The sequence below is a fragment of the Mesorhizobium sp. WSM4906 genome, assembly GCF_029674625.1.
Classification (GTDB): Bacteria; Pseudomonadota; Alphaproteobacteria; order Rhizobiales; family Rhizobiaceae; genus Mesorhizobium.
In genome coordinates, this window is record NZ_CP121355.1 from 5,839,336 (window position 1) to 5,851,632 (window position 12,297).

The window sequence follows — 12,297 nt, forward strand, 5'->3', positions numbered from 1 at the left end:
TGGCCTCAAGATCGGAGGCCAACATGGCTAAGCCGGCACCGCGCAGCATTGATCCAAATCAAGGCGCGGCGTGACATTTGTCACAGATGATGCGGGCGGTGATGGAAACGCCGCTAATCGGAGAAGAGTCCTTGTTGGATGAAATGACGCATGAGGGCGTGGCGCCGGAAGAACTGCCGCTGTTTCGGGGGCTGCCGGCATCCCGCCGGAGCGAACTGCTGCGGCATGTCATGGTGCACAGCGTTTCCCCAGGGACCGTCCTGTTCGAACAAGGCGACGTGCCGAACTTCCAACTGATCGTGCTGGCTGGATCCGCGCAATTGTTCGGACGATCGGCCGAGGGCCGTGAAGTCTTGATCGAGGCTGTCCGGGCCCAGGATCTCGTCATCCCCGCCGCCGTCCTCACCGGTGCGCCTTATCTCATGCAGGCCCGGGTGCCCGAACCTTCGCGATTTTTGTTGATTCACGCGGCAGCGTTTCGAGCGGCCGTCGACGAGGACCCTTTGCTGGCGCACGCCGTGATCGGAAGCCTCGCGCACCAATTTCGACGCATGGTCCGTCAGATCAAGAACCTCAAGTTGAGAACCGCGACCCAGCGTGTCGGATGCTATCTCCTGGCCCTGTCGAAGCGGCAAGGCACGCCGGACCGAGCCGTTCTGCCGTTCGAGAAGACGCTCATAGCCTCCGAGCTCGGCATCACGCGCGAGTCATTTTCCCGCGCATTGTCGAGCCTGGGAACGTCGGGCATCCGCGTCGACGGCCAGACGATCGAAATTCTCGATGCATCCCGCCTTGCCGCCGCATGCAGGCCCGACCCGCTCATTGACGGAGCGGACGCCGAGGACTTTCTGGTCTAGAGATCAGACGATTTCGGCCGCCTGCATCCGATCCAAATCATTGCCTTCCTTTCCTCGGTCACTGGTTTCGAGAATGCGACGCCCAGAAAACGTCGCGCTCTTTGCGCTGGCGCAAAGAGCCGATCGATCCGGCGAATAAGTAGACAAACAGGATCATGTTATCGATCTGTCGATCCGGAGCAGGTCGAGACCCGTTTTTCAATGCCAATCCGGAGATACCCTCTGAGGCACAGGTCCGTGCCATCGGCAGCAAGGAGGCCGGCATGTCACGTCAGTTGATTTTGTTCTCATCCGTCGTGGCCCTGCTGGCCGGCGCCTCGGGCGTTTGCGCGATGGAATATCCCATCGGCAAGCCTCAGCTCACGAACGGCATGGAAATCGGCGCCGTGTACCTGCAGCCGATCGAGATGGAGCCGGCCGACATGATGAAGCCGGCGGCCGATTCCGACATTCACCTCGAGGCCGATATCCACGCAGCGCACGGCAATGCCAACGGCTTCGCCGAGGGCGATTGGATCCCCAACCTCAAAATCGAATATGTGCTGACCAAGCTCGGTGACAATCGGCAAACCGGCGGCGTTTTGATGCCCATGGTCGCCAGCGACGGCCCCCACTATGGCGACAACGTGAAGCTGATGGGACCAGGCATATACAGCCTGAACTACACGATTTCCTTTGGCGCATCCGGCGGCCACGCGCAGTTCGGGAGGCATGTCGACAAGGAGACGGGCGTGGCGGCGTGGCCCGCGCCCTTCCGCGTCGAATATGAATTCACCTTTGCCGGCGTAGGCAAGAAAGGCGGCTACTAGAGCAATTCCAGGAAAAGTGCGCAGCGGTTTTCCGCCCGGAATTGCGTAAAAACAAAAAGTTAGAGCGGTTTGGCGATTCTATCAAACGCTGAACCGCTCTAGCGAGGCGGAACCCGCTTCACACAGATCCCTCGTCTCATGTCGGCCCGAAACGCGCAAAGGAAATTCGATGGATAGCGCTTCTACCGGTCTGGCGGCGATTGTTGTCGGAGCCTGCCTGCTGGCGACGGTCGCGATCGCCGACGAAAGCCCCACCTTCGTGGTCGACCTCAAGGACGGGGTAATCACGCCGCGGTCCCTCGAAGTGCCAGCCAACTCCCAGTTCAGATTGGAGCTTCGCAATAGCGGATCCAGCCCCGTGGAATTCGAAAGCATCGAGTTGCGCAAGGAGAAGGTGCTGGGGCCTGGGGCGGCTTCGTTCGTCGTGATCCGACGCCTCGATCCCGGCGAATATCGCTTCTTCGACGATTTTCATCCCGGCATGCCGGCTGCCACGCTTGTCGCCAGGGAACCGGCGGTTCAATGACTGCTCTGTTCGGACAGATCGCTTTCGTGGTCTGGCGGGAAAGCACCGAAGCAATCCTGGTTGTCGGTATCCTGCAAGGATGGCTGGCGCATCACGCGGGCGCCAAAGCCGCGACAGCGCGGTCTTTCCTGTGGACCGGCGTCGCCGCGGGACTGGGCGGAGCCCTTCTCCTGGCCGGGATCATCCTGTTCCTGGAGAGTCTGCTCGACGGAGAGCGGGCGGACTATTTTCAGATCGGCATGGCCGCGCTCGCCGCCTTGCTCATACTGCAGATGGTGGTCTGGATGCACCGGCAAGGCAGAGGGCTCAAACGAGATCTCGAGCACGGCGCCGAGCGGGCCCTGATAGCCGGCAATTGGGTGGGACTGTTCCTGTTGGCGGCGGTCGCGGTGATGCGAGAAGGAAGCGAAACCGTCATATTCCTCTACGGCCTCCTGGCATCCGCCAGGCAAACGACGCTTCCCGGAACGCTGGCCGCCGTCGCCGCCGGGTTTGCCTTCGCCGCTATATCCTACTGGCTGATCCACATTGCCGCCAAACGCTTTCCCTGGGCCGTTTTCTTCCGGGTGAGCGAATTTCTTCTGTTGTTCCTGGCGGGATCGCTTTTGATGACCGCGCTCGACCGCGCCATCGGGTTGGAACTGGTCCCGCCGCTGTCCAGGGCAGTTTGGGACACGTCCTGGCTGCTGGACGATACAGGCAGGCTGGGCGGCCTGGTTGCGAACATGACGGGCTATCGCGCCCGTCCCGAACTCGCAACCATTCTGGCCTATGCGATCTACTGGATAGCCGTGTTTGCGCTGCTGCGTTCACCGCGCCCGCATCGCACGCAACCATGTCCATGACGACAACGATCGTTCCGCGGCACGCCCCTTCCGTTCGACCCGATCAATCCGACGACGTCTGGCGGAAGGCCGGCGATTGGCTCCAACGCCATCAGGCAACGATCCGGATGGTGCAATGGACGATGGTGCTCGTGTACGCCGTTCTCCTGATCGTGCCTGTCTTCCTGCCGCTTCCGGACAACGCGGCCTATCTGTGGTCCAACTTCACGCGCTTCGCGCAATTCGTGTTCTGGGGCATCTGGTGGCCGCTCGTGCTCCTGGGCACCGCACTGGTCGGTCGGATATGGTGCGGCATCTTCTGCCCTGAAGGAGCGATAAGCGAATTTGCCAGCGGACACGGGCGCGGCAGGGCTATACCGCGCTGGATGACATGGCCCGGCTGGCCGACCGCCGCCTTCGCCTGCACGACGCTGTACGGCCAGATGACGAGCGTCTACCAGTACCCCGCTCCGACGCTCCTGATCCTCGGCGGCTCGACCCTGGCGGCCGCGCTGATCGGCTTTCTCTACGGGCGCAACAAGCGCGTGTGGTGCCGCTATCTCTGTCCGGTCAGCGGCGCCTTCGGCCTGCTGGCAAAGCTCGCCCCGCTGCATTTCCGTGTCGAGCCGCCGCTCTGGCAGCTTTCGCAGCTTTCGGGAACCAAGCCAAAGGCGATCAACTGCGCGCCGCTCGTGCCGATCCGGACCATGCGTGGCGCCAGCGACTGCCACATGTGCGGGCGCTGCAGCGGCTTTCGCGGGGCAATTCGTCTGGCTCGCCGCTCGCCAAATCGCGAAATCGTCCATGTTGCCGGTGCCGTCGCCAAGCCTTGGGAAACGATCCTGATCGCGGCGGGCCTGATGGGTCTCGCCGCCGGCGCGTTTCAATGGTCGGTCAGCCCGTGGTTCGTGCAGGCGAAGACATGGGCGGCTGAACGGCTGATCGAATATGGGGTGACGTGGCCGCTCGAAACCACGGCACCGTGGTGGATCCTGACGAATTACCCTGGCGACGTGATGACGCTTCTCGACGGAGCGTTGCTCGTCGCCTATGTGCTCGCGGCTGCCATCGCCAGCGGCGCGTCGACGGTTTCCTCGCTGGCTTTGGCCGCGCGCTGCCTTGGCCCCTGGCGAACGCAGAGGCTTCACCATCTTGCCCAGTCGCTCATTCCTTTGGCGGGCGCCGGAGTCTTGCTCGGCCTTTCCGGCCTCACCGTCAGCCAGTTGCGGTCGGATGGAATCGTGCTGCCGTTCGTCGATCCGCTGCGCGCTGCTGTCCTGACGATGGCGACCTTCTGGTCCGGGATTCTGTGCTGGCAGGTGACGGGAATCTACAGCCGGCAACCGGTCCGACGAATGCTCGCCCTATTCCTGGTCGGGCTGGCGATGATGCCAGCCGTGGCGGGGTGGGTCCTGCTTTTCTGGATCTGGTAGCCTATTTCACGCCAACTCCGAGCAAAGCCCCGCGATAGGCCGTCAGAAACAGGCCAAACGAGATGATCCATAAAGTTCCTGAAAAGCTTGCCAGCGGGCCGACATAGCCGGGCAGCACTTCGATCAGGAGGCGGGACAGGCAGCAGGCGGTCATCGCCGCGAGCGCCCCGGTCGCAGGAGCCGAGGGCACAAAGGCGAGACGGCTATGCTTGCGGATCATGCTCGCCATGATGGCCAGGATCATGGTCCCGATAGCGCCGATTGTCCATGCATGAACAGCGGTCGCCTGGCCCAGCATCGCTGGCGCAAAGATATGGATCGCCAGGAATGCAAAACCCGCAACGATCCATCCGTAGCCGATGTGAAGGCCAAGCACCGTCGGCGACGACAGGCTGCGCCAGCCTTGCCATTGGGCGGCCCGGATCGCTTGGCTAAAGGCGGCAAGAGCGCAGGCAAGGCCGGTGAGTTGCGCCTCCGGCGCAACGACCCAAGGACAAAGCGCGCACATCGTCAGCAGCGCTGCCGCGTGCTCGCTGGAAGCGGAGCGGCGCAGGACAATTCGGCCGCCGGCGCTCTCGATATAGGCCACGGTCAAGGCCGGTACGACACGCCCTCCGATGATGATGACGAGGCCGATGATCGAGGCGAGCGCCAGTCTCAATGCAAATTCGACCTCGCAGGATACCGCGACAAGTACATTGCTGCCGAAAAAGGCAGCCAGGAGAAGCAGTATCTTGAGATTGCGGCGATCCCTACCGGCGATCACCACTCTGGCCGCGATCAACAAAAGCGCGAGAATCCAGATCGCCGAACACGCAAGCCCGAAGGACGGTGGCAGCAACAGGAAGGCTAACCGGCCGCAGGCCCACCAGACAATGAGCAGGTATGTCGTGCGCGGCAGCACTGCCTGACGTCCAGTCCAGCGCGGCAGCGCGGTCAGCAGGAAGCCGGTCAGTACTGCCGGGACCATCCCGAACAGGAGCAAGTCGCGATGCCAATCGCCGGCAGAGATCGCGGTTGCGCCGAAGGCTTGTGTTCCCAGCGCCGACGGCAACCAGCCACCGGCGCCCAACATGGCGTCGACCGCGGCCGCGAGAAAAAACGGCCGAAACGGCAAATGCGCCGGCTTCGTTTTGAAGGCGTTGAAGTTGCCGTCGGCGCTCATGCGACCCGTCCTCCGGAATGGCGGTACATCTCCTGCGGCGTCGCCCGCCATTGGACGGACCGGCAAGAAGGACAAGTATGGCGCAATAGGTGCGAGGATCGGTTTGGTGTTTGCTCCAGCGCAAACATCCCTCAGAAGCATCGACTATCTTGAGGATTGTTCTTGAAGCAGCTCAGCGATCTGGTTCCCGGCATAGGACGGTCTCGTTCTTCTCGGCCAGGCTGCTCAGGGCGCAGGTCAACTGCACAGCGACTCCAGGCAGCCTGTCTGCGACGGGAGAAGAAGAAGATGAAGCACGGCCTTCCCGAAAACAGCGCCGCGGAAATGGCGATCACCGTTGCCCGGCTGGCAGGGCTGATCGACGAGGCGGGGTTGGATTGCCGGTGCCGCTCCAAGCTTGACGAGACGTTGTCCCGTTTCGCCCGTTTGGAGATAGGGCCGGCGGCCCGCGGGCATCTCACCAACGCGCGCCATCAACGCGCGCATATCGAGGCCATTCTATTGTTTTTGCAGGATCTCGACGAGATAGGAGAGGCCGAACGGGATAGCAGTGTCTACCACGACTTCGCCCTTCTCTTTGACGACATCGCGACGATCGCAAGGGATGGCGCGCTTTCGATGCGACAGCTTGGTCAATTTGCCGCTCTCACCGCAATTGTACGCTAGTTGAGACCTTGAGCCGGCCGGTCATTGAGCTGGTTTTCTTTTCCCGATTTCGATCAGCCATTCCGGTGGCCCAATCTCGAGACAAACCCAGACGAAGTCGCCGGCGAAGGACGACTCGAGCTGACGCTTCAATCGGCGGGGATCGAAGTCCAGGATCACCGAGAACGCCTGCCCCGGCTCGAGGCTGTCGAACATCGACATGACGGCCGACTGTTTCCTCACCGGATGAAGCCGCCTCACGTCAAATGGCTCGGCCTTCTGCTCCTGAACGTTCGTCCGGGCCTTTCCTCCCATTGAACGCTCCATCAGAATGATCGACGGGTTGCGGCGTTGTCTTCGCCCCATCTCGTCAACTTGTCGCCAGGGTCCACGCCCGCCCAGTTGACGAGTCGAGCGGCCATCTCGACGACCATCGCTTCGATCGAAGCCGGCTTGACATAGAATGGCGGCACCGGCGGCGCGATGATCGCTCCCATCCGCGTCAACCTCAGCATCGCATCGAGATGTCCTTCATGCAGAGGTGCTTCACGCGGCACAACCACCAGCCGGCGCCGTTCCTTCAGGACGACGTCGGCCGCCCGGGTAAGAAGATTGTCGCCCAGGCCATGAGCCATCGCCGCCAAGGTCCGCATCGAGCATGGCACGACGATCATGCCGTCCGTCCTGAAGGAGCCGCTGGCAATGGGCGCGGCCAAATCCTGGTGGGAGTGAGTATGGTTGGCGAGCGATGTAAGTTGAGACAGTCCGTCGGCGCCGATCTCGTAGGCAATGGTCATTCGCGCGCTCTTTGAGGTGACGAGATGGGTTTCCACCCCACCTCTGACCAGTTGGCGTATGGTCTCGAGGGCCAGCACGGAACCAGATGCGCCGGTAACCCCTACTACTATGCGTTTGGTCATTTCTGCGCCGAACCGGTTGGTTGCGGAAAAAGCTCGGCCCAACGCCCCGAAACTCTTTCGACGATCTGCGATGACATCTTCAACTCCTTCCCCCATTCGCGAGACGTCTCGGACCCGATCTTGCGCGTCGCGTCGAATCCGATTTTCCCTCCAAGCCCTTCCAAGGGCGACGCGAAGTCGAGGGAGTCGATAGGGGTCCGATCCAGCTTCATCAGATCGCGCGAGACATCCATGCGCGTGGCCACAGCCCACATCACGTCCGACCACGACCGGATGTCGATGTCTTCGTCCACCACGACGACCATCTTGGTCATCGAGAACTGCGGCAGCAGCGACCAGAATCCCATCATCACGCGCCGCGCCTGTCCGGCATATTTCTTGACGATCGATATGACCGCAATTCTGTAGGAGCAGGCTTCCGGCGGCAGCCAGACGTCGAGAATTTCCGGTATCTGCTGTCGCAGCAGCGGCTTGTAGACGTCGAGCAGCGCCTCGGCGAGGACGGACGGCTCGTCGGGCGCGCGCCCGGTGAACGTCGTGAGATAGTTCGCGCCGTCCTTCACGCGAATGCGCTTCAGCTTGAAGACGGGAAAATGCTCCACGCCGTTATAGTATCCGGTGTGGTCGCCGAAGGGACCTTCCTGCGCCGTTTCGTTGGGTGAAACGGTGCCCTCGAGCACGATCTCGGAACTGGCGGGAACATGGAGCTCTATGCTCTTGCATGGAGACAATCCGACCCGTCGATCGTTGATCATCCCAGACAGCGACAGTTCCGATACGCCCTCGGGCGCCGGCATCACCGCCGCTATCAAGGTCGCGGGGTCCGCGCCGATGACGACGGCGATGGGCATCTCGAGCCCCCTCGCCTGCCACATGCGATGGTGGGCCGCACCGCCTCGCATGGGCAGCCATCTTATGATCGCCCGGTCCCGGGCGATTACCTGCATCCGGTATATGCCCAGATTGTACTTGCCGGGATCGTCGTCGCCCGGCGGCCGGGTGACGACCACCGGCCATGTGATGAGAGGACCGGCGTCCTCCGGCCAGCAGGTCTGGACGGGAAGGATCGCGAAATCCGGCTCCGCATCCCTCCATATCCTTGACGACGAAACGATCTTCGGGCGTGCCGCCAACGCGCCGCGCGCAGCGGAGAACATGTGGCGGGCCTGACGCAAGTTCTGCGGAACTTGAGGGGACCTCATCCATGCCAGCAGGGCGCCGAGAGTCTCAAGTCCGCGAATGTCCGTGCCCAGCCCCCACGCGACGCGCTCCCGCGTCCCAAAGATGTTTGCCACGACCGGAAAGCGCGAACGGCCTCCCTGGTCATCCACCGGCATGGCCATGCGCAGCACCGGCCCCTGCGCTGCGATCACCCTCTTGTGTATCTCCGTCAATTCGAACCGGGTCGACACCGGGGCGCGGATTTCTCGCAGTTGGCCCCTCGCGTCCAGGTACGAAAGAAAGGAGCCGAGATCGGAGAATTGGGGCAGAAGACGATAATGCATGGCGAAATCCGGCACGACCGGTCCGTCGGCTGCGCCGTTCTCTCACGGCGGCCGCTCGAAAACATTGCGCTAGGTCAAAGAGCGGGCCGTTTGCACGCTGTACGTTAAAGCCAACGGTCCGCCCACCTGAGGGGCCGGCCGATATTGAAGCAGTGTCGGGGAGAAGTTCAGATGGCCAGCAACCTAATCAACGACACTTTTGAAGCATGCCGGTCCGCGATCGCCGTTTTCAAGGATCGTAGACGGAGCAAGGCCGCGAGAAGGGAGTTCTGGGCGCTTGGACCGGAGGAATGCAGGGGCATGCTGAACGACATCGGCATGTCGCCCAACGAATTCGATGACGCCATGCATCTGCCCTATGCAGCACAGGATTTCCTCACGTTGGCGATGCTTTCGGTCGGGATCGATCCCGACGACTTTCATACGCTGGAGTTCGCGCATGACCACGTCATGTCCCGGACCTGCATCACCTGTCCGCATCGCCACATATGTCACGATCATATGCAGGCCTTCGATTTCGAAAGCCACTATCGCGATTTCTGCCCCAACAGGGATAATTTTTCGAAGCTGCTCGGCAAGAGATGCGATGCCTAGCCGGCCGTAAAATCTTCATGATCGAACGCAGACCGGACAGCGCTTGAAAATGCGGCCTCAAAACGCCGAGCCAATGTTGCCAGGATTTGTTCGCCACCTGTTTCCGACGGTCGCAGGGCTGCCGGCCGGCCCGTTGCTGACATTGTCCTTGCGCTCGCTTGCCAGGCGGCGTCCCGGCCTTTTCGAGCGCCTGGGCGAATACCGGTCGGCCTGCTTCGGCATCGATCCCGTGGACCTCGCATTCGCATTTCGCGTGGTCCCGGACGGACTAAGATCGAGCGTCCGCGTCGTGAGCAAGGATGGGGCCGCCGGGTCGGACGTGCTGATCAGGGGACCGCTTTTGACCCTGTTGAGCCTGCTTGACGGCACGCTTGACGGCGATGCGATGTTCTTCACACGCATCATCTCGATAAGTGGGCGCACGGAAGCAGTGCTCGCCTTGAGGAATACGATAGAGGATGCCGAGCTTCGTCCGTCGGACCTGCTCGGACTGCACGGCATCCTGGCTCGTTGTGTCGATACGGGTGTCCTCGGCGCCCTGGGTGCCGCACGGCGATTGGCCGACAACAGCCCAAGCGAGGCGCGGAAAGCATGACGACGACACGCATCGAACTTGTCTGTCCGGCGGGAACTCCGGCGACGCTGAGGGCAGCCGTCCAGGCGGGAGCGGACGCGGTCTATTGCGGATTTCGCGATGAAACCAACGCCCGTAATTTCCCCGGGCTCAACTTCTCCCGGGACGAACTCGCCGAGGGCGTGCGCTTCGCCCACGACCACGGCAGCAAGGTTCTGGTCGCGATCAATACATTCGCACGCGTCGACGATGTCGATATCTGGAAAAAGGCAGCGGACATGGCGGCGGAAAGCGGCGCGGATGCCATCATAGCCGCGGACTTCGCCGTGCTCGACCATGTGGCAAGGAACCACAAGCAAATCCGCCTTCATCTGTCGGTGCAGGCCGCCGCGGCGACGCCGGAAGCGATCGGATTCTACGCGGCTTCCTTCGGCATCCGGCGCGTGGTGCTTCCAAGGGTTCTGTCGCTCCAGGAGATCGCCGCTCTGAACCGTGCGATCGACGTGGAAACCGAAGCCTTCGTTTTCGGCGGCCTTTGCGTGATGATCGAGGGACGCTGCTATCTCTCTTCATACGCGACGGGGAAATCGCCCAATCTCAACGGCGTCTGCTCGCCACCCGAAATGGTGAGCTACGACGAAGAGCCGAGCGGCACGGCGGCACGGCTGTCGGGCTTCACGATCGACCGGTATGGGCGCGGCCAGCCGGTGGGATATCCCACCCTGTGCAAGGGCAGATTCAAAGCCGGCGGCAAGACCTCTCACCTGTTTGAGGATCCCGTCAGCCTGAATGCCGGCGGGATGATTTCGGGCCTGAAGGCCGCCGGGGTGACTGCGTTGAAAATCGAGGGACGCCAGCGCGGCAAGGGCTATGTAAGCGAGGTCGTGCGCGCCTTCAGGAAAGCCGTCGACGCGGTCGAAAAGGGCGGCGAGGCCGTCGACATCGACCGGCTTCTCGCCGGCCAGTCGGAAGGGTCTCGGCAGACGTCCGGCGCTTACGAGAAGAAATGGAGATAGCCGGTGTCCGAAATCGCACTGACGCTTGGACCTGTCTTCTTCCACTGGTCTCCCGACCGCCTCCTCGATTTTTACCGCAGGATAGCGGACGACGCCCCGCTCGACCGGGTTCACGTCGGTGAAGTCGTCTGCGGAAAACGCATGCCGTTTTCGGACCCCGTCTGGCCAGCGGTCATCGAAAGGCTGGAACGCGGCGGCAAACAGGTGGTGCTGTCCACGCTGGCGGCGCCGGTGACCGTTCGGGAACGCAGAAGCGTCGGGGATCTTTGCGGGGACGAGAGGATGGTGGAGATCAACGATGTCTCCGGCTTGCCGTCACGTTCCGGCAAATCCTTCGTCACGGGTCCGTTTGTGAATGTTTACAACGAGGCTTCGGCAAAGTTCCTGATCCAACTCGGCGCGCAAACGATCTGCCCGCCCGTGGAATTGTCGTTTGCCGCGATCGGCGCCATGTCCGTGAAGTGTCCGGAGGCTGAGTTCGAGATTTTCGCTTTCGGCCGGCTGCCGCTCGCCCTCTCCGGACGGTGTTATCACGCGCGTATCCATGGCCTTCACAAGGATTCGTGCCAGTTCACATGCGAAAAGGATCCCGACGGTCTCTCGGTCGATACGCTCGACGACCAGCAGTTTCTTGCGGTCAACGGCGTGCAGACCCTTTCCAACCAGGTTCAGGCCTTCTGCCCCGCGCCTGACGCACTCGCCGCAAAGGGCGTCAGACGCCTCCGTTTGTCCCCCCAGACATGCGACATGGTCGAGGTGGCGAGGATCTACAGACGACTTGCCGACGGCAAAGAGGAACCCGAAGATGCCCGCTTCGCCCTTTCGTGCCTCGACCTGCCCGGCACGCTGGTCGACGGCTACGTCCACGCCAAGCCCGGATGGCAGGTAACCGCCCCGGTCTGACGGAAATGACCCAGATTGCAATCGTGACCATCTCCGATCGCGCGAGCCGCGGCGAGTACGAGGATCTTGGCGGACCTGCGATCGAGCGCTGGCTCGGTAGTGTCCTGGCGGAGCCGTGTGGTTTTGTCCGTCGCATCGTTCCCGACGGCCTGGAGAGCGTCCGTGACGTGCTAATCGAGCTTTGCGACCAGGCGGGCGCCGACCTGGTCCTTACGACGGGCGGAACCGGCCCCTCCCCGAGGGACCTCACTCCGGAAGCCATGCGGCAGGTCATCACCAAGGAGTTGCCCGGTTTCGGCGAACTCATGCGGCAAGCGAGCTTGCAGCAGGTGCGAACGGCCATCCTCTCCCGTCAGACTGCCGGAGTGCGCGGCCGATCGCTGATCATAAACCTGCCCGGAAAACCGTCTTCCATCGACGTGTGCCTCAGCGCTGTCTTCCCCGCCGTGCCTTACTGCCTCGAGCTCATCGGCGCGGGCTCGATCGTGGTCAATTCCTCTTAAAGCGCGTCGCGCTGAAACGGATT

Annotated in this window: 15 protein-coding genes; 11 read left to right on the forward strand and 4 right to left on the reverse strand. The window is 62.2% G+C overall.

All coding sequences use genetic code 11. The annotated features are described in order from the left end of the window. The first annotated feature begins 143 nt into the window (after positions 1-143). The 5 genes from QAZ22_RS28350 to QAZ22_RS28370 all read left to right on the forward strand — a co-directional run bounded on the left by QAZ22_RS28350 (position 144) and on the right by QAZ22_RS28370 (position 4,449). A complete protein-coding gene (locus QAZ22_RS28350) occupies positions 144-857 on the forward strand; it encodes a helix-turn-helix domain-containing protein (RefSeq protein WP_278207969.1) in 714 nt (237 codons plus the stop codon). Positions 858-1,120: 263 nt separating this feature from the next. Further along, positions 1,121-1,666 (forward strand): iron transporter, encoded by a 546-nt coding sequence (locus QAZ22_RS28355; RefSeq protein WP_278204190.1) that lies wholly within the window; start codon positions 1,121-1,123, stop codon positions 1,664-1,666. 169 nt (positions 1,667-1,835) lie between these two features. Next, positions 1,836-2,192 carry a cupredoxin domain-containing protein gene (locus tag QAZ22_RS28360; RefSeq protein WP_278204192.1) on the forward strand — a complete coding sequence of 119 codons (357 nt, stop codon included), beginning with the start codon at positions 1,836-1,838 and terminating at the stop codon, positions 2,190-2,192. Beyond that, entirely contained in the window at positions 2,189-3,037 is an 849-nt protein-coding gene (locus QAZ22_RS28365; protein WP_278204194.1) for an FTR1 family protein, read from the forward strand. The genes QAZ22_RS28360 and QAZ22_RS28365 overlap by 4 nt, the downstream gene beginning before the upstream one ends. Further along, a complete protein-coding gene (locus QAZ22_RS28370) occupies positions 3,034-4,449 on the forward strand; it encodes a 4Fe-4S binding protein (protein ID WP_278207970.1) in 1,416 nt (471 codons plus the stop codon). Before QAZ22_RS28365 ends, QAZ22_RS28370 begins: the two co-directional genes overlap by 4 nt. 1 nt (position 4,450) lies before the next feature. Here the strand turns inward: QAZ22_RS28370 and QAZ22_RS28375 are convergent, their stop codons facing one another. Continuing rightward, entirely contained in the window at positions 4,451-5,614 is a 1,164-nt protein-coding gene (locus QAZ22_RS28375) for an NnrS family protein (RefSeq protein WP_278204196.1), read from the reverse strand. Between the two features lie 288 nt (positions 5,615-5,902). Here QAZ22_RS28375 and QAZ22_RS28380 point away from each other — a divergent pair, with 288 nt between their 5' ends. Then, positions 5,903-6,280: a hypothetical protein gene (locus QAZ22_RS28380; RefSeq protein WP_278204197.1), complete on the forward strand. Its 378-nt coding sequence runs from the start codon at positions 5,903-5,905 to the stop codon at positions 6,278-6,280. Positions 6,281-6,301: 21 nt separating this feature from the next. Here the strand turns inward: QAZ22_RS28380 and QAZ22_RS28385 are convergent, their stop codons facing one another. Genes QAZ22_RS28385 through QAZ22_RS28395 form a run of 3 tightly spaced genes read right to left on the reverse strand, consistent with a single transcriptional unit; the run spans position 6,302 to position 8,684 of the window. Next, positions 6,302-6,574, reverse strand: coding sequence for a DUF2249 domain-containing protein (locus QAZ22_RS28385; protein WP_278204199.1), 273 nt, complete (start codon positions 6,572-6,574; stop codon positions 6,302-6,304). 11 nt (positions 6,575-6,585) lie between these two features. Continuing rightward, positions 6,586-7,179: a UbiX family flavin prenyltransferase gene (locus QAZ22_RS28390; RefSeq protein ID WP_278204201.1), complete on the reverse strand. Its 594-nt coding sequence runs from the start codon at positions 7,177-7,179 to the stop codon at positions 6,586-6,588. Continuing rightward, positions 7,176-8,684: a UbiD family decarboxylase gene (locus QAZ22_RS28395; protein ID WP_278204203.1), complete on the reverse strand. Its 1,509-nt coding sequence runs from the start codon at positions 8,682-8,684 to the stop codon at positions 7,176-7,178. The genes QAZ22_RS28390 and QAZ22_RS28395 overlap by 4 nt, the downstream gene beginning before the upstream one ends. 300 nt (positions 8,685-8,984) lie before the next feature. Here QAZ22_RS28395 and QAZ22_RS28400 point away from each other — a divergent pair, with 300 nt between their 5' ends. Genes QAZ22_RS28400 through mog form a run of 5 tightly spaced genes read left to right on the forward strand, consistent with a single transcriptional unit; the run spans position 8,985 to position 12,274 of the window. Then, entirely contained in the window at positions 8,985-9,278 is a 294-nt protein-coding gene (locus QAZ22_RS28400; RefSeq protein WP_278204204.1) for a hypothetical protein, read from the forward strand. Positions 9,279-9,327: 49 nt separating this feature from the next. Next, positions 9,328-9,873 carry an SCP2 sterol-binding domain-containing protein gene (locus tag QAZ22_RS28405; RefSeq protein WP_278207971.1) on the forward strand — a complete coding sequence of 182 codons (546 nt, stop codon included), beginning with the start codon at positions 9,328-9,330 and terminating at the stop codon, positions 9,871-9,873. Next, positions 9,870-10,868 (forward strand): peptidase U32 family protein, encoded by a 999-nt coding sequence (locus QAZ22_RS28410; protein ID WP_278204206.1) that lies wholly within the window; start codon positions 9,870-9,872, stop codon positions 10,866-10,868. The genes QAZ22_RS28405 and QAZ22_RS28410 overlap by 4 nt, the downstream gene beginning before the upstream one ends. A 3-nt stretch (positions 10,869-10,871) precedes the next feature. Then, the gene (locus tag QAZ22_RS28415; RefSeq protein ID WP_278204208.1) at positions 10,872-11,771 is read left to right on the forward strand and encodes a U32 family peptidase; all 900 of its coding nucleotides are present in this window, start codon (positions 10,872-10,874) and stop codon (positions 11,769-11,771) included. A 5-nt stretch (positions 11,772-11,776) separates the two neighbouring features. Further along, positions 11,777-12,274: a molybdopterin adenylyltransferase gene (mog, locus tag QAZ22_RS28420; protein ID WP_278207972.1), complete on the forward strand. Its 498-nt coding sequence runs from the start codon at positions 11,777-11,779 to the stop codon at positions 12,272-12,274. Positions 12,275-12,297: the final 23 nt, after the last annotated feature.

Bases quoted from the DNA above. Each gene is read 5' to 3' on its own strand.
- QAZ22_RS28350 (WP_278207969.1), top strand. From the start codon at position 144: ATGACGCATGAGGGCGTGGCGCCGGAAGAACTGCCGCTGTTTCGGGGG.
- QAZ22_RS28355 (WP_278204190.1), top strand. From the start codon at position 1,121: ATGTCACGTCAGTTGATTTTGTTCTCATCCGTCGTGGCCCTGCTGGCC.
- QAZ22_RS28360 (WP_278204192.1), top strand. From the start codon at position 1,836: ATGGATAGCGCTTCTACCGGTCTGGCGGCGATTGTTGTCGGAGCCTGC.
- QAZ22_RS28365 (WP_278204194.1), top strand. From the start codon at position 2,189: ATGACTGCTCTGTTCGGACAGATCGCTTTCGTGGTCTGGCGGGAAAGC.
- QAZ22_RS28370 (WP_278207970.1), top strand. From the start codon at position 3,034: ATGACGACAACGATCGTTCCGCGGCACGCCCCTTCCGTTCGACCCGAT.
- QAZ22_RS28375 (WP_278204196.1), bottom strand. From the start codon at position 5,614: ATGAGCGCCGACGGCAACTTCAACGCCTTCAAAACGAAGCCGGCGCAT.
- QAZ22_RS28380 (WP_278204197.1), top strand. From the start codon at position 5,903: ATGAAGCACGGCCTTCCCGAAAACAGCGCCGCGGAAATGGCGATCACC.
- QAZ22_RS28385 (WP_278204199.1), bottom strand. From the start codon at position 6,574: ATGGGAGGAAAGGCCCGGACGAACGTTCAGGAGCAGAAGGCCGAGCCA.
- QAZ22_RS28390 (WP_278204201.1), bottom strand. From the start codon at position 7,179: ATGACCAAACGCATAGTAGTAGGGGTTACCGGCGCATCTGGTTCCGTG.
- QAZ22_RS28395 (WP_278204203.1), bottom strand. From the start codon at position 8,684: ATGCATTATCGTCTTCTGCCCCAATTCTCCGATCTCGGCTCCTTTCTT.
- QAZ22_RS28400 (WP_278204204.1), top strand. From the start codon at position 8,985: ATGCTGAACGACATCGGCATGTCGCCCAACGAATTCGATGACGCCATG.
- QAZ22_RS28405 (WP_278207971.1), top strand. From the start codon at position 9,328: ATGCGGCCTCAAAACGCCGAGCCAATGTTGCCAGGATTTGTTCGCCAC.
- QAZ22_RS28410 (WP_278204206.1), top strand. From the start codon at position 9,870: ATGACGACGACACGCATCGAACTTGTCTGTCCGGCGGGAACTCCGGCG.
- mog (WP_278207972.1), top strand. From the start codon at position 11,777: ATGACCCAGATTGCAATCGTGACCATCTCCGATCGCGCGAGCCGCGGC.